We start from the raw sequence: 16369 nt of genomic DNA, 5'->3' as shown, positions 1-16369 counted from the left end.
TTATTCAAGCCGATCGGCAATCTGTTTTTTTGCATAAAACACAAAGCGTTCAACAGATGGCATAGACGCAGCCCAGTTCTTTTTGGTTAACCCCAGGTATTCCGCACGTGCGGCTTGCAGCGTATCAGCATACTCATCGGGTAATTGCGGTATAAGCCAGGAGGCGGCTTCATCTTTAGCGACAATATTGCCCGTAACTACGCTGTACCAAATACGCGCCAGAGTAAGGATGATATTTCGCTCGTCACCCTCTAAATCGCCCGGTTTCTGCCACATATCAAGGATATGCCGAAACGTTTGCAAGACATCGCTAAAAGGGATGACGTTGAATAACGTCTCAGCGGGTTCACCGAACAACGCTACGCTGACGCGCCGGGCCTGGGTCAGCAGGATGGAAAGATCAGGATCCACCTGTCTCGGTTCAAAAATTCCCGCGCGAATATCGTCACGCAACCATTCGCCAAATTGCATTTCTCTTGACGGTGGGAATTGCCACGGCACAAGTTGTGAATAGACCACGATGGTCACTTCCAGCGCCCGATAGTTATCAACGCTGCCAGGCGGTGCTGATATTTCCAGAAACCCCTGCATCAGATCTTTTATTTGCCGGGTATTCAGTGGCTGCCTAATGGTAACCAGTAAATCGATATCGCTTTGGGGCTTTAAGCCACCTTCAACAGCAGAGCCATACAAATGAACAGCAACCAGGTCGCCCTCGATAATCCGCGCAATCAGTGCACTGGCGGCATTCACCTGTTGTCGAATTGAATTCGGGATAGTCGCAGCCATTTAGCCTCCTGGAAAAAAGCAGAAATAATGAGTCTATACTGCATTTTTCCTGTAGCGCTATTCTCTGGCAGAAAACCTGTCTCAGATCGGATCCTAAGCCTGAGGTAGCATACTGTCCGCGTCCATTTTCTGACATAATGAGCGGATTCGATTTTGCCCCGCAGGAGTCTTCTCATGGAATTTACCGCCGGACTGATGCCGCTTGAAACGGCTCTCTCTCAGATGCTTTCGCGTATTACCCCACTCACCGCCGTCGAAACGCTGCCGCTGGTTCAATGCTTTGGCCGCATTCTGGCCACCGACGTCATCTCCCCGATCGATGTGCCGGGATTCGATAACTCGGCAATGGATGGCTATGCGGTGCGATTAGCCGATTTACAATCAGACCAGCCTCTTGCGGTGGCTGGCAAAGCCTTTGCTGGTCAACCATTCCACGGCGAGTGGCCTGCGGGAACCTGCATCCGCATTATGACCGGTGCCCCGGTGCCTGCCGGTTGTGAAGCAGTGGTCATGCAGGAGCAAACGGAACAAACTGACGACGGTGTGCGTTTTACCGCCGAGGTCCGCAGCGGACAAAATATTCGTCTGCGCGGTGAAGATATCGCAAACGGCGCGGTGGTATTCCCCACCGGAACTCGTCTGACAACCGCTGAGCTTCCGGTTCTGGCCTCGCTCGGCATTGCCGAAGTACCGGTTGTGCGCAAAGTTCGCGTGGCGTTGTTTTCCACCGGTGATGAGCTGCAACTGCCGGGTCAACCGCTGGGCGACGGGCAGATTTATGATACAAACCGTCTGACCGTTCACCTGATGCTGCAGCAGCTGGGCTGCGAAGTGATCAACTTAGGAATTATTCGCGACGATCCCAACGCGCTGCGAGCCGCATTTATCGAAGCCGACAGCCAGGCCGACGTCGTCATCAGCTCTGGCGGCGTTTCGGTAGGCGAAGCGGATTACACCAAAACCATTCTGGAAGAGCTGGGAGAAATTGCCTTCTGGAAGCTGGCCATCAAACCCGGTAAACCGTTCGCGTTTGGTAAACTGAGCAACAGCTGGTTTTGCGGCCTGCCGGGTAATCCGGTTTCTGCGGCCCTCACCTTTTATCAGCTGGTGCAACCGATGCTGGCGAAACTCAGCGGCAACACCGCCTGTGGGTTGCCTGCGCGCCAGCGCGTGCGCACCGCCTCACGCCTGAAGAAAACGCCAGGGCGTCTGGATTTTCAACGTGGTGTATTGCAGCGTACCGCGGAAGGCGAACTGGAAGTCACCACCACCGGACACCAGGGCTCGCATATTTTTAGCTCCTTTAGCCAGGGCAACTGCTTTATCGTGCTGGAGCGCGATCGCGGTAACGTTGAGGCCGGAGAATGGGTTGAGGTAGAGCCGTTTAACGCATTGTTTGGAGGCCTGTAATGGCAGAACTCAGCGACCAGGAGATGATGCGCTATAACCGGCAAATCATTCTGCGCGGCTTCGATTTCGAAGGTCAGGAAGCGCTCAAAGATGCGCGGGTACTGGTCGTTGGTCTGGGGGGACTGGGATGCGCAGCAACCCAGTACCTTGCGGGCGCTGGCGTCGGGCATTTAACCCTGCTCGACTTTGACACGGTCTCCGTGTCAAACCTCCAACGCCAGACGCTGCACAGCGATGCAACAGTCGGGCAACCCAAAGTGCTATCCGCCCGTGACGCGCTAGCGCGGATTAACCCTTATATCGCCATTACGCCGGTGAATGCGCTGCTTGACGATAGCGAGATTCACGCGCTTATTACCGAACACGATTTGGTGCTGGACTGTACGGATAACGTCAGCATCCGCAATCAGCTGAATGCCGGATGTTTTGCCGCCAGAGTCCCGCTGGTTTCCGGTGCAGCTATTCGCATGGAAGGACAAATTACCGTATTTACATACCAGGACGGTGAGCCCTGCTACCGTTGCCTGAGTCGTCTGTTCGGTGAAAATGCCCTGACCTGCGTAGAAGCCGGAGTGATGGCCCCGCTGATCGGCGTGATCGGATCGTTACAGGCGATGGAAGCCATTAAGCTACTGGCAAACTACGGTAAACCGGCATCCGGAAAAATCGTCATGTACGATGCCATGACCTGCCAGTTTCGCGAAATGAAGCTGATGCGCAACCCGGGATGTGAGGTTTGTAGTCGGTAAAAAAGTCGGGTGACGGCTTCGCCTTACCCGACCTACAACGGCTCGAACGTAGGCCGGGTAAGCGTTAGCACCACCCGGCAACAGCATCAGATCGACGTGCGACCGAATGCGCTCTGCCAGTCGTGCTCAAACTTCGCGACGGCAGCATCAACCGCCGGAGAGCTAATCATCTGCTGAGCAACGTCCAGCGGTAGCGTGATGGACTCGCAGCCCGCCAGCAGACAATCCAGCGCCTGACGCGGTGTTTTAAAACTGGCCGCCAGTACTTTGGCGTGCGGGGCATGCATTTTCAGTAACGTCTGCAGGTCGGTCACCGTCTGAATGCCATCCCCTCCTTGCGCATCCACGCGGTTAACGTAAGGCGCAACGTATTCCGCACCCGCCAGAGCAGCCAATAACCCTTGAGCAGCACCGTATACCGCGGTACCCAGCGTCGGGATCCCTTCTTCTTTTAGAAGCTTAATCGCCGCCAGACCTTCTGCCGTCACTGGTACTTTGACCACGATATCCGCAATGATTGTCCGCAGTTTACGCGCATCGCTGACCATACCTTCGGCGGTCGTCGCCATCACCTGAGCAAACAGACGGCCTTGTCCCCCCATCGCTTCCTGCAGTTGCGGCAGTAGTACTTCCAGCGTCTGGTTCCCTGCCGCCACAATGCTCGGGTTAGTGGTCACCCCGGCCAACGGAAAAATACGCGCCAGAGCTTTGACAGCGGCAACATCCGACGTATCTAAATAGAGTTCCATAACCTTTCCTCAAACGAATAATTAGCATGAATAAAAGGTAGCACGGCGAAACCTCACGGTTAGTTGACGCACGTCAATATAACTTTCATTCGAAAGTAATTTAATCTTTATACGAAAGAAGAGAGGTCGCTTATGATTTTCAATATCCAGCGCTACTCCACGCATGATGGTCCCGGTATTCGTACCGTGGTGTTCCTTAAGGGATGCTCCCTGGGCTGTCGGTGGTGCCAGAATCCGGAAAGCCGCGCCCGTACGCAGGACCTGCTTTATGACGCGCGTTTGTGCCTCGACGGTTGCGATCTCTGTGCTCAGGCTGCACCCGCGGTGATTGAACGGGCGCTGGGCGGATTACTTATTCATCGCGAAAAACTGACCGATGACGCTCTCACCGTACTGACCGACTGCTGTCCGACTCAGGCGTTAACCGTCTGCGGAGAGGTAAAAAGCGTGGACGATATCATGGCGACCGTATTGCGAGATAAACCGTTTTACGACCGCAGTGGCGGAGGCCTCACCCTGTCCGGCGGTGAACCGTTTATGCAGCCAGAACTGGCGGCAGAATTATTCAAAGCCAGCCACGACGCAGGCATTCATACCGCGGTCGAAACCTGTCTGCATGTCCCGTGGAAGTATATTGAACCATCATTACCTGACGTCGATCTGTTTCTGGCCGATCTAAAACACGTGGCGGATGCGCCGTTTAAACAATGGACCGATGGCAGTGCCTCTCGCGTACTGGAAAATCTAAAAAAACTGGCTGCCGCCGGTAAAAAAATGATTATCCGCGTACCGCTGATTCAGGGATTCAACGCAGACGAAGCCGCTATTCAGGCCATTACCGATTTTGCCGCCGATGAGCTTCACGTCGGTGAGATCCATTTTTTGCCCTACCACACCCTTGGCATCAACAAATACCACTTACTCAGTCAACCCTACAACGCACCGGATAAACCGCTTGATGCGCCAGCACTGCTCGAATTTGCCCAGCAGTACGCCAGCCTTAAAGGTTTAACCGCGACCCTACGAGGATAATCGCCATGACCACTCTGAAACTGGACACACTCAGCGACCGTATCAAAGCGCATAAAACGGCCCTGATCCACATCGTGAAACCACCGGTTTGTACCGAGCGCGCCCAGCACTATACCGAGATGTATCAGCAACACCTGGATAAGCCTATCCCGGTACGTCGTGCACTGGCACTAGCTCATCATCTGGCGGAACGCACCATCTGGATCAAACATGACGAACTGATCATTGGTAACCAGGCAAGCGAAGTGCGTGCCGCGCCTATTTTCCCGGAATACACCGTCTCGTGGATTGAAAAAGAGATCGACGACCTCGCCGACAGACCGGGCGCAGGCTTTGCGGTAAGCGAAGAGAACAAACGTGTATTGCATGAGGTGTGCCCATGGTGGCGTGGTCAAACCGTGCAGGATCGCTGCTACGGGATGTTCACTGATGAGCAGAAAGGGCTGCTGGAAACCGGCATTATCAAAGCCGAAGGTAACATGACCTCCGGCGACGCACACCTGGCGGTAAACTTCCCGCTGCTGCTGGAAAAAGGTCTCGACGGCCTGCGTCACAAAGTCGATGAACGTCGCTCCCGCATCAATCTGACATGTCTGGAAGACCTCCATGGCGATCAGTTCCTGAAAGCGATTGATATCGTGCTGGAAGCCGTCAGCCTTCACATTGAGCGCTTTGCCGCGCTGGCGCGTAAAATGGCGTCCACGGAAACCCGCACCAGCCGTCGAGATGAACTGCTGACCATGGCGGAAAACTGCGATGTGATCGCCCATGAGCCGCCAAAAACGTTCTGGCAGGCATTGCAGTTGTGCTATTTCATCCAACTGATCCTGCAAATTGAATCAAACGGTCACTCGGTGTCGTTTGGTCGTATGGATCAATACCTCTACCCGTTCTATCGTCGCGACGTCGAGCTGAACCAGAGTCTTGATCGTGAGCACGCTATTGAACTGTTGCACAGCTGCTGGCTGAAACTGCTGGAAGTGAACAAAATCCGTTCCGGCTCCCATTCGAAAGCCTCGGCGGGCAGTCCGCTGTATCAGAACGTGACCATTGGTGGTCAAAACCTGGTCAACGGCCAGTCGATGGATGCCGTCAACCCGCTCTCCTACGCGATTCTGGAGTCCTGTGGCCGTCTGCGTTCTACGCAGCCAAACCTGAGCGTGCGTTATCACGCGGGGATGAGTAATGACTTCCTTGATGCCTGCGTGCAGGTGATCCGCTGCGGTTTCGGGATGCCAGCCTTTAACAACGATGAAATCGTCATACCGGAATTCATTAAGTTGGGCATTGAACCGCAGGATGCCTATGACTATGCGGCCATTGGGTGTATCGAAACCGCCGTTGGCGGCAAATGGGGCTACCGTTGCACCGGCATGAGCTTTATTAACTTTGCCCGCGTGATGCTGGCGGCACTGGAAGGTGGGCGTGATGCCACCAGTGGCAAAGTCTTTCTGCCACAGGAAAAAGCGCTCTCGGCTGGTAACTTCAACAATTTCGACGAAGTGATGGATGCCTGGGATACGCAAATCCGCTACTACACGCGTAAATCCATAGAAATTGAGTATGTCGTCGACACCATGCTGGAAGAGAACGTGCACGATATTCTGTGTTCCGCGCTGGTAGACGACTGCATTGAACGGGCGAAAAGCATTAAGCAAGGCGGCGCGAAGTATGACTGGGTATCGGGTTTGCAGGTGGGTATTGCCAACCTCGGTAATAGCCTAGCAGCAGTGAAGAAACTGGTCTTTGAACAGGGCGCTATTGGTCAACAACAGCTGGCCGCCGCGCTGGCCGATGATTTTGACGGTCTGACCCATGAGCAGTTACGCCAACGACTGATCAACGGCGCGCCGAAATACGGCAACGATGACGATAGCGTTGATACGCTGCTGGCCCGCGCTTATCAGACCTATATCGATGAACTGAAACAGTATCATAATCCGCGTTACGGACGTGGCCCGGTTGGCGGCAATTACTACGCCGGGACCTCATCTATTTCGGCAAACGTGCCGTTTGGCGCAGCAACGATGGCAACGCCGGATGGCCGTAAAGCACACACTCCGCTGGCAGAAGGCGCTAGCCCGGCCTCCGGTACGGACCATCTCGGCCCAACGGCGGTAATTGGTTCGGTGGGTAAACTGCCGACCGGTTCGATTCTCGGCGGCGTGCTGTTAAATCAGAAGCTCAACCCGGCCACGCTGGAAAATGAATCCGATAAGCAAAAGCTGATGATCCTGCTGCGTACCTTCTTCGAAGAGCACAAAGGCTGGCATATTCAGTACAACATTGTCTCCCGTGAAACGCTGCTGGAAGCCAAAAAACACCCGGATCAATATCGTGACCTGGTGGTCCGTGTCGCAGGTTATTCCGCCTTTTTCACTGCGCTTTCTCCGGATGCGCAAGACGACATCATCGCGCGTACTGAACATATGCTGTAAACAATATTGTCGGCCGGATGAGATTCCACACCGCCATCCGGCACGCCACCCTCCCCATTGCCGGATACGCTGACGCTTATCCGGCCTACAACGATTCTTCCCGTAGCCGGGTAAGGCGAAGCTACCATCCGGCTTTTTACTTTCATTCGAAATTAAATTTGTGCTACAGGTCACATTGTTATTAGAATGTTTCTGGTTGCAGTAATCGCCAGGAGCCTATCTTTATGACCATCAAAGTTATCGTCACCGATATGGACGGAACTTTTCTCGACGACGCCAAGAAATACGATCGTGCACGTTTTATGGCGCAGTATCTGGAACTGAAAAAACGAAATATCGAATTTGTCGTGGCCAGCGGTAACCAGTATTACCAGCTGATCTCCTTTTTCCCGGAGCTCAAAGAGGAAATTTCTTTTGTCGCTGAGAACGGGGCTTTGGTCTTTGAACATGGCAAACAGCTGTTTCACGGCGAGCTTACCCGCCACGAATCCCGTATTGTCATTGGTGAACTACTAAAAGATAAGCAGCTCAACTTTGTGGCTTGTGGGCTGCAAAGCGCTTACGTTAGCGAAAATGCGCCGGAGTCCTTTGTCGCATTGATGTCAAAACACTACCATCGCCTGAAACCCGTAAAGGATTATCAGGATATCGATGATGTGCTGTTCAAGTTCTCGCTAAATTTACCGGACCAACAAATCCCATTGGTTATCGATCACCTGCATGCTGCGCTGGACGGCATTATGAAGCCCGTCACCAGCGGCTTCGGGTTTATCGATCTGATCATTCCGGGTCTACATAAAGCCAACGGGATCAGCCGCCTGCTTAAACGCTGGAACCTGTCACCGCAAAACGTAGTCGCCATTGGCGATAGCGGAAACGACGCGGAAATGCTGAAAATGGCGCACTACTCTTTCGCCATGGCCAACGCGGCAGAGAATATCAAAGCGATTGCTCGCTATCAGACCGACGACAATAACCATCAGGGCGCGCTGAACGTAATTCAGGCTGTGCTGGATAACACCTCCCCTTTTAACGTCTAATCCTGCCAACCGGGGTATCCCTCATCCCGGTTTTCACTCTTTTTCTATTTTGCTCACTCCATCAAGTTTTAAACTTGCGTTAACTAAATTTTAACTTATATTATCATCTGTAAGTTAGTTAAGTTTCGAATGAAAGTTAATGCGAGGTGGATATGGCTTTTACTTTTACCAGCGACACGCTGCCTGCCGATCACAAAGCGGCAATCCGGCAGATGAAACAGCAACTGCGGGCACAGCTTGGGGATGTTCAGTTAATCTTCAATCAGTTGAGCGATGCTATCGCCACCCGCGTGGCGGAAATCAACGCCCTCAAAGCGCAAGGTGCCCCAGTGTGGCCAGTGATATCTTATGCAGATATCAAAGCAGGCCACGTAAGTGCAGAGCAGCGTGAAGAAATTAAGCGTCGCGGATGCGCAGTCATTAAAGGTCATTTCCCTCGCGAACAGGCTCTCGGATGGGACAGCTCAATGCTGGACTATCTGGACCGCAACCACTTTGACGACGTCTATAAAGGACCCGGCGATAATTTCTTCGGTACTCTGAGCGCATCACGGCCTGAAATCTACCCCATCTACTGGTCCCAGGCGCAGATGCAGGCCCGCCAGAGTGAAGAAATGGCCAATGCACAGTCGTTCCTCAATCGTTTGTGGACCTTTACAAGCGAAGGTAAACAATGGTTTAACCCGGATATCAGCGTTATTTACCCTGACCGCATTCGCCGTCGACCGCCGGGAACCACGTCTAAAGGGCTGGGCGCGCATACGGATTCCGGCGCGCTGGAACGCTGGCTTCTTCCGGCATATCAGCAGGTCTTTGCTCATGTTTTCAATGGCAAGCTGGAAGATTACGATCCGTGGCAGGCGGCGCATCGCACTGAGGTAGAAGAGTATACGGTGGATAACACCACCAAATGTTCGGTATTCCGTACCTTCCAGGGCTGGACTGCACTGTCCGATATGCTGCCAGGTCAGGGATTGTTGCATGTGGTCCCGATCCCTGAAGCGATGGCGTATGTGCTGTTACGCCCATTGCTTGACGATGTGCCGGAAGATGAACTTTGCGGCGTCGCGCCCGGCCGGGTGCTGCCGATTTCCACGCAATGGCATCCTCTGCTGATTGAAGCGTTAACCAGCATTCCACAACTGGACGCCGGAGACTCCGTCTGGTGGCATTGTGATGTGATTCACTCCGTCGCACCGGTGGAAAATCAGCAGGGTTGGGGTAACGTGATGTACATTCCTGCCGCACCGATGTGCGAAAAGAATCTGGCCTACGCCCACAAAGTGAAGGCCGCGCTGGAAAAAGGTGCATCACCGGGTGATTTTCCACGGGAGGATTATGAAACTAACTGGGAAGGACGCTTCACGCTGGAGGATTTGAATATCCACGGTAAACGCGCGCTCGGGATTGTTTAATTTTATATCCCCTTATCCCTAAGTATCTCGTGTTACAGGTGCAACCATCACACCTGTAACACGAGAACGACGGGAGACTTATTCGATGCCTTTACTACGCAGGTAATCTTCGTAGTTACCGGTGAAGTCGATTACGCGTTCCGGCGTAATTTCAATCACGCGGGTTGCCAGCGAGCTGACGAACTCACGGTCATGAGAAACGAAGATCAGCGTGCCCTGGTACATTTCCAGCGCCATGTTCAGCGACTCGATAGATTCCATATCCAGGTGGTTGGTCGGTTCATCCATAACCAGGATATTCGGTTTCTGCATCATCAGCTTACCGAACAGCATGCGTCCTTTTTCACCACCGGAGAGGACTTTTGCAGGTTTCTTGATATCGTCCTGGCTGAACAGCAGACGACCAAGGAAGCTACGTACTACCTGCTCATCATCGCCTTCCTGCTTCCACTGACTCATCCATTCGAAAACGGTCAGATCGTTTTCGAACTCGTATTCATGATCCTGCGCGTAGTAACCGACCTGGGCGTTTTCAGACCACTTAACGGTACCGTTGTCCGGCTGTAAGTCGCCAACCAACGTTTTCAGCATAGTGGATTTACCCACGCCGTTGGCACCAATGATGGCAACCTTCTCCCCTACTTCCAGCAGCAGGTTGAAGTTTTTAAACAGCGGGCCTTCATCAAAACCTTTCGCCAGCGCTTCCACTTCCAGCGCGTTACGGAACAGTTTCTTATCCTGTTCGAAACGGATGAACGGGTTCTGACGGCTGGACGCTTTCACTTCGTCGAGCTTAATCTTATCAATCTGACGCGCACGAGAAGTCGCCTGTCGAGATTTAGACGCGTTGGCGCTAAAGCGGCTGACGAAGGATTGCAGATCGGCAATCTGTGCTTTCTTCTTGGCGTTATCGGCCAGCAGACGTTCACGCGCCTGGGTTGCCGCCGTCATGTATTCGTCGTAGTTACCCGGATAAACACGCAGTTCGCCGTAGTCCAGATCCGCCATGTGCGTACAGACCATGTTCAGGAAGTGACGGTCGTGTGAAATGATGATCATGGTGCTGTCACGCTCGTTCAGCGTCTGCTCCAGCCAGCGGATGGTGTCGATATCCAGGTTGTTCGTTGGTTCGTCGAGCAGGAGAATGTCCGGGTTAGAGAACAGCGCCTGCGCCAGAAGCACACGCAGCTTCCAGCCGGGTGCGACTTCGCTCATCGGGCCGTAATGCTGTTCTACCGGAATACCTACGCCCAGCAGCAGTTCACCCGCACGCGCTTCCGCAGAGTAGCCGTCCATTTCGCCATACTGAACTTCGAGGTCAGCAACTTTATAGCCGTCTTCTTCGCTCATCTCGGCCAGAGCGTAAATGCGATCGCGCTCCTGCTTCACTTCCCACAGTTCAGCGTGACCCATGATCACGGTGTCAAGCACGGTGAACTCTTCAAAGGCGAACTGATCCTGGCGCAGCTTACCAATGCGCTCGTTAGGATCGAGGGAAACGTTGCCCAGCGTCGGTTCGAGATCGCCGCCGAGAATTTTCATAAAAGTGGATTTACCGCTACCGTTCGCGCCAATCAGGCCGTAACGGTTGCCGCCGCCAAATTTGACGGAAATATTTTCAAACAGCGGCTTACTGCCGAACTGCATGGTGACGTTGCTGGAAACTAACACTGGCGTATCCTGAAAGAGAAAGAAATATGTGACAAACCGCTTATTATGCCATAAGTCTGCAAGAAGATCGCGTCTTCATGCGGAAGGGAAAAAGTGAAACCAAAAGGAAAAAAATGTGATTTAGTACACATCCGAATTCCTTGTTGCTCAGATTGCACATATAATGCGTGCCCAACACTACATAAATCTCAACCCACTAGCCTGCCTGGCACTGAATCTCGCATACATGAATATGAATATGAAATTAACAACGCTTTTCGCGGCGGCACTCGCAATAGTTGGTTTTTGTAATACCGCTTCAGCCGTCACGTACCCGCTGCCGACTGATGGTAGCCGTTTGATTGGCCAAAACCAGGTCATTACTATTCCTGAAGGCAACACCCAACCGCTGGAGTATTTTGCGGCAGAGTATCAGATGGGTCTGTCTAACATGCTGGAAGCCAACCCGGGCGTGGATACCTTCCTGCCGAAAGGCGGCACCGTGCTGAACATTCCTCAGCAGTTGATCCTGCCGGATACCGTGCATGAAGGTATTGTTATCAACAGCGCTGAAATGCGTCTGTACTACTACCCGAAAGGCACCAACACCGTAATTGTTCTGCCGATCGGTATCGGCCAGCTGGGCAAAGACACGCCAATCAACTGGACAACCAAAGTAGAACGTAAAAAAGCGGGCCCAACCTGGACGCCAACGGCGAAAATGCATGCGGAATACCGCGCTGCGGGCGAGCCGCTGCCAGCCGTTGTTCCGGCAGGTCCGGATAACCCGATGGGACTGTACGCGCTGTATATCGGTCGCCTGTATGCTATCCACGGCACCAATGCTAACTTCGGCGTAGGCTTACGCGTCAGCCACGGTTGCGTGCGTCTGCGTAACGACGACATCAAATTCCTGTTTGAAAATGTGCCAGTCGGCACCCGTGTACAGTTTATTGATGAGCCGGTAAAAGCCACTACCGAACCAGACGGCAGCCGTTACATCGAAGTACATAACCCACTGTCTACGACTGAAGCACAGTTCGAAGGCGGAGAAATCGTACCGATTACCCTGACCAAGAGCATTACCAGCATCACCGGCCAGTCTGACGTCGATCAAGCCGTCGTTGAGCAGGCGGTACAGAACCGTTCAGGTATGCCGGTTCGTTTGAACTAAGCACATACCTAAAACGAAAAAGGCGGATGATTCATCCGCCTTTTTTATTACCTCAATGCCGCTATTACATTAATAACAACAAACCATACCCCACCAGCGCCGCCCATATCAGCATCGGTACCGAATACCAATGAAAACGCCACCAGATCCGTCGGTCGTTTGCCATCCGTAACGCAATGAGATTCGCCAGCGATCCCGGCAACAGACCAAAGCCGCCCACATTAACCGCCCAGGCCAGCAGCAGCGTCGGCGGGACATAGTTCAGCAACAAAATCGTACTGGGCACATTACTGATAAACTGCGACAGGCCAATAGCCGTTAACCAAAGTCCCGGTGCTGAGAGCGTGCCAATCTGGTGGGAAATCCCCTGCAAGGCCGGGAGCTGCGTTAGCAAATGCACATCAATGAACATCGCCATAAATACTAACAGCAACGTCCAGTCCACGCTGAGGATCACGCGACGCGCCAGTACCATGAACCCTGCCGCCACAATAGCCAGACCCCACAGCTCTTGCTTTAACTCCAGCGCCGCCAGGAAGATGATATACAGCGCCAGACAACTCCATACCAGGCGTGGTTGCCAGTCAGGCGCGCGCGTACCGGTATGATAGTGCAACGCTTTATGCGGGAAACTGAACCAGCACAGCACCACCAGCGTCAGCATCATGGCCCCCGCAAGCGGCGCCATTTGCCAGGTAAACGCGGTAAACGATAAGCCTGAGCGTCCCCACATCAGAATGTTTTGCGGATTACCTATTGGCGTGAGCAACGATCCGGCGTTTACCGCCAGCGCCTCAAAGATAATCAGGCGATTCACCGGAATGGCACATAATTTTTTCAGGGTGATGGTCAGCGGAACAACAATAAACAATGCAACGTCGTTGGTCAGAAACGTCGACAACAACGCCGCCGCCAGCACCATAAATATCGCCAGCTGGCGCTCTGTTTTGAAGCGGCGGGTCATCTTGCGACCTAACACATCGAAATAACCGCTTAGCTCCACGCCTTTGGTCAGTAACATCAGGCCGCTAAGCGTGATTATCGTGTGCCAGTCAATCGCCCCTGGCCAGGACCGGGGCGTAAATGGCGTGAACAGACTCAGTACAACCCCAACGATGATTAACAGCTGGAAAAAACGATCGCGCTGTAAAGCACGTAATAAAGGAAAACTCATTCAGAGCCCGTTCCTTGCTGTTGCGTAAACCGGCTAAAAGCCTCCAGCGTTTCCTTACTAACGTGATGCTCCATCCCCTCCGCGTCGCGACGGGCAATTTCCGGGCTGATGCCTAACATCAACAGGAAATTTTCCACAATCTGATGACGTTCCCGGCTCTCCTGGGCCAGTCGTTCACCTTCTGCAGTTAAGAACACCCCACGCCACGGGATCATTTCAATCAATCCGACTGAAGCAAGGCGCTTAAGCATTTTAGCAACCGTCGGCTGGGAAACCCCAAGTCGCGCTGCCATATCCACCTGGCGCGCTTCACCTACCTCAATAATGAGATCGGAAATCAGCTCTACGTAGTCATCAATCAGCTCGCGGCGATGCGCCTCCCGGACCTGACGAAATCCTTCAACGTGTTCTTCGACATTCACCAATTGCGTCACTTTTTTTGTTGTTGGCATACCTGCGCGACGACTCATTCTGCTTCCTCGTTACTGTGACGCGTTAACGGCATCTGATTAGAGAGCGCTCATTGTAAACCAGAGTTGCGTGGGCACAAAAAATTAACGTTTTAGCAATAGCTATATAATATAGCCTGTGCTATATCTGTATATAATAAAGACATCCCTCAAGGACTGATGGGATCGTGAAGTCAGGAGGTTTACATGAATGAATTTAAGAGGTGTATACGCGTGTTTAGCCACTCTCCCTTTAAAGTACGGTTGATGCTGATCTCTATGCTGTGTGACATGATTAACAGCAAACCAGAGCAGGATAAACCTTCAGAAAAATAATGCGGCGTCGCGGTACGCCGCTTCATTTTCCTGCCGTCATTCGGGTACGGTGGTGGTTTTCGTCTCAATAACCCTTCTTTTTGTCAGTTTTGCCACGTCCCTCGCAAAACAATTTCTTTGTAGTAGTTGACCTTCTCTTGCGCACACTCTATCTTTTCGCAGCCCTGCGTATATTGCGGCTCGCGGATGCGGACCCTATCCCTCTTCTCGCTCTCTCAGGCAGGCAATGACCCTTAGCGCCAGGGTAAGCACATGGCGTTTTTGTAACAGTGGCATATGAATTTAACCCTCAAAGATTCAATCATTGCTCGTAGCCGAGCGATTAGTCCGTGGACTGGCCTCTATTTCTTACAGTCTTTGCTGATCAACCTTGCACTGGGCTATCCGCTTAGCCTGCTCTATAGCGTTGCTTTCACCTGCATATTGATGCTGCTGTGGCGTAGCGCGCCGCGCGCGCAGAAAGCACTGATTGGCATTTGCTCACTCATTGCAGCAATGTACTTTCCGTTCGGCCAGGCTTATGGTTCACCGAACTTCAATACCTTGCTGGCGCTGCACTCAACCAATATGGAAGAGTCAACCGAGATCCTGACCATCTTCCCCTGGTACAGTTATCTGGTTGGAGTGTTTATTTTTGCCCTTGGCGTTATCGCCGTACGCCGTAAAAAAGATGTGCAGCAGCGCAGCTGGAATAAGTTCGACAGCATTTGTTTGCTGTTTAGCGTTGTCGCATTCTTTGTTACCCCGGTACAAAACCTGGCCTGGGGCGGCGTGTTCAAGCTGAAAGACACTGGCTATCCGGTTTTCCGTTTCGCCAAGGACGTTATCGTCAATAACAACGAAGTGCTCGACGAACAAGAGCGTATGGCGAAACTGTCGAGCGTAAAAGACAGCTGGACGGTAACCGCCGTTAAACCGAAGTATCACACCTACGTCGTGGTGATCGGCGAAAGCGCCCGCCGCGATGCGTTAGGGGCGTTTGGCGGCCACTGGGATAACACCCCGTTTGCCAGCTCCGTTAACGGCTATATCTTCGCGGATTACATTGCGGCCAGCGGTTCAACGCAAAAATCGCTCGGCTTAACGCTTAATCGGGTAGTGGATAATAAACCCCAGTTCCAGGATAACTTTGTCACCCTGGCTAACCGCGCGGGCTTTCAGACATGGTGGTTTTCCAATCAGGGACAGATTGGTGAATACGATACGGCCATCGCCAGCATTGCGAAGCGCGCTGATGAGGTTCAGTTCCTCAAAAGCGGTGACTTCGAAGCGGATAAAAACACCCGTGACGAAGCGCTGTTGAAGATGACTGCCCAGGTGCTGGCAACCGAGCGCACCCAGCCACAGCTCATCGTGCTGCATTTAATGGGCTCGCATCCGCAGGCCTGTGACCGAACGCAGGGTAAATACGAGACTTTCGTCCAGTCAAAAGAGACATCTTGTTATCTGTACACCATGACGCAGACGGATGACCTACTGCGCCAGCTTTACGAGCAGTTACGTAACAGCGGTAATAGCTTCTCGATGGTCTATTTCTCCGATCATGGCCTCGCGTTTAAAGAGCGGGGAAAAGAGGTGCAGTACCTGGCGCATGACGATCAGTTCCAGCAGAATTTCCAGGTGCCTTTCATGGTGCTGTCGAGCGATGATAAAGCGCATCGGGTGATTAAAGCCCGTCGCTCCGCCAATGATTTCCTCAGCTTTTTCTCGCAGTGGACGGGGATAAGCGCAAAAGAAATCACCAACAACTACCGCTTTATCTCAGAGAAAAAAGCCGGGCCGGTGTACATCACCAACTTCAAACTGCAGAAGGTGGACTACAACCATCTGGGTACCGATATTTTCTCAACCAAATAATACGCTTGTAGGCCGGATAAGGCATTTTGCTACCGATGCCTGATGCGCTGCGCTTATCAGGCCTACAACGACATTCCTTCCTGCATTACACGCAAAAAAAATCCGCC

Annotated in this window: 14 protein-coding genes; 9 read left to right on the top strand and 5 right to left on the bottom strand. The window is 52.7% G+C overall.

Features of this window, described 5'->3' with window-relative positions; all coding sequences use genetic code 11:
* Positions 1-789, bottom strand: coding sequence for an aminoglycoside adenylyltransferase family protein (locus OGX86_RS17620; RefSeq protein WP_213785928.1), 789 nt, complete (start codon positions 787-789; stop codon positions 1-3).
* A gap of 174 nt (positions 790-963) precedes the next feature.
* Here OGX86_RS17620 and moeA point away from each other — a divergent pair, with 174 nt between their 5' ends.
* Together moeA and moeB are read left to right on the top strand one after the other, a co-directional pair.
* Positions 964-2199: a molybdopterin molybdotransferase MoeA gene (moeA, locus tag OGX86_RS17615; RefSeq protein ID WP_048214602.1), complete on the top strand. Its 1236-nt coding sequence runs from the start codon at positions 964-966 to the stop codon at positions 2197-2199.
* The gene (moeB, locus tag OGX86_RS17610) at positions 2199-2948 is read left to right on the top strand and encodes a molybdopterin-synthase adenylyltransferase MoeB (protein ID WP_048225992.1); all 750 of its coding nucleotides are present in this window, start codon (positions 2199-2201) and stop codon (positions 2946-2948) included. Before moeA ends, moeB begins: the two co-directional genes overlap by 1 nt.
* Positions 2949-3034: 86 nt before the next feature.
* On the opposite strand, the gene fsa is transcribed toward moeB, so the two are convergent.
* Positions 3035-3697: a fructose-6-phosphate aldolase gene (gene fsa / locus OGX86_RS17605; RefSeq protein ID WP_048225993.1), complete on the bottom strand. Its 663-nt coding sequence runs from the start codon at positions 3695-3697 to the stop codon at positions 3035-3037.
* A gap of 132 nt (positions 3698-3829) precedes the next feature.
* On the opposite strand from fsa, the gene OGX86_RS17600 reads away from it, so the two are divergent.
* The 4 genes from OGX86_RS17600 (at position 3830) to OGX86_RS17585 (ending at position 9622) form a co-directional block, all read left to right on the top strand.
* Positions 3830-4729 carry a glycyl-radical enzyme activating protein gene (locus OGX86_RS17600; RefSeq protein WP_103015132.1) on the top strand — a complete coding sequence of 300 codons (900 nt, stop codon included), beginning with the start codon at positions 3830-3832 and terminating at the stop codon, positions 4727-4729.
* Between the two features lie 5 nt (positions 4730-4734).
* Positions 4735-7167, top strand: coding sequence for a glycyl radical protein (locus tag OGX86_RS17595; protein ID WP_286640325.1), 2433 nt, complete (start codon positions 4735-4737; stop codon positions 7165-7167).
* 224 nt (positions 7168-7391) lie between these two features.
* Entirely contained in the window at positions 7392-8207 is an 816-nt protein-coding gene (locus OGX86_RS17590; protein WP_032942782.1) for a Cof-type HAD-IIB family hydrolase, read from the top strand.
* 152 nt (positions 8208-8359) lie between these two features.
* A complete protein-coding gene (locus OGX86_RS17585) occupies positions 8360-9622 on the top strand; it encodes a DUF1479 domain-containing protein (RefSeq protein WP_103015135.1) in 1263 nt (420 codons plus the stop codon).
* Positions 9623-9700: 78 nt separating this feature from the next.
* On the opposite strand, the gene OGX86_RS17580 is transcribed toward OGX86_RS17585, so the two are convergent.
* A complete protein-coding gene (locus OGX86_RS17580; RefSeq protein ID WP_048212609.1) occupies positions 9701-11293 on the bottom strand; it encodes an ABC-F family ATPase in 1593 nt (530 codons plus the stop codon).
* 232 nt (positions 11294-11525) lie between these two features.
* On the opposite strand from OGX86_RS17580, the gene ldtB reads away from it, so the two are divergent.
* Positions 11526-12446 (top strand): L,D-transpeptidase, encoded by a 921-nt coding sequence (gene ldtB, locus OGX86_RS17575; protein ID WP_008784213.1) that lies wholly within the window; start codon positions 11526-11528, stop codon positions 12444-12446.
* A 64-nt stretch (positions 12447-12510) separates the two neighbouring features.
* On the opposite strand, the gene OGX86_RS17570 is transcribed toward ldtB, so the two are convergent.
* Together OGX86_RS17570 and mntR are read right to left on the bottom strand one after the other, a co-directional pair.
* Positions 12511-13620, bottom strand: coding sequence for an anion transporter (locus OGX86_RS17570; RefSeq protein ID WP_048226004.1), 1110 nt, complete (start codon positions 13618-13620; stop codon positions 12511-12513).
* Positions 13617-14090: a manganese-binding transcriptional regulator MntR gene (mntR, locus tag OGX86_RS17565; RefSeq protein ID WP_003831586.1), complete on the bottom strand. Its 474-nt coding sequence runs from the start codon at positions 14088-14090 to the stop codon at positions 13617-13619. Before mntR ends, OGX86_RS17570 begins: the two co-directional genes overlap by 4 nt.
* Positions 14091-14276: 186 nt before the next feature.
* Here mntR and mntS point away from each other — a divergent pair, with 186 nt between their 5' ends.
* Positions 14277-14405 (top strand): manganase accumulation protein MntS, encoded by a 129-nt coding sequence (mntS, locus tag OGX86_RS17560; protein ID WP_003831584.1) that lies wholly within the window; start codon positions 14277-14279, stop codon positions 14403-14405.
* A gap of 276 nt (positions 14406-14681) precedes the next feature.
* A complete protein-coding gene (locus OGX86_RS17555; RefSeq protein WP_048235776.1) occupies positions 14682-16262 on the top strand; it encodes a phosphoethanolamine transferase in 1581 nt (526 codons plus the stop codon).
* Positions 16263-16369: the final 107 nt, after the last annotated feature.

This window comes from Citrobacter sp. Cpo040, assembly GCF_030332915.1.
Classification (GTDB): Bacteria; Pseudomonadota; Gammaproteobacteria; order Enterobacterales; family Enterobacteriaceae; genus Citrobacter; species Citrobacter portucalensis.
The sequence above is the reverse complement of the archived record's forward strand: the minus strand, read 5'-3'. Positions and strand labels throughout refer to the sequence as shown.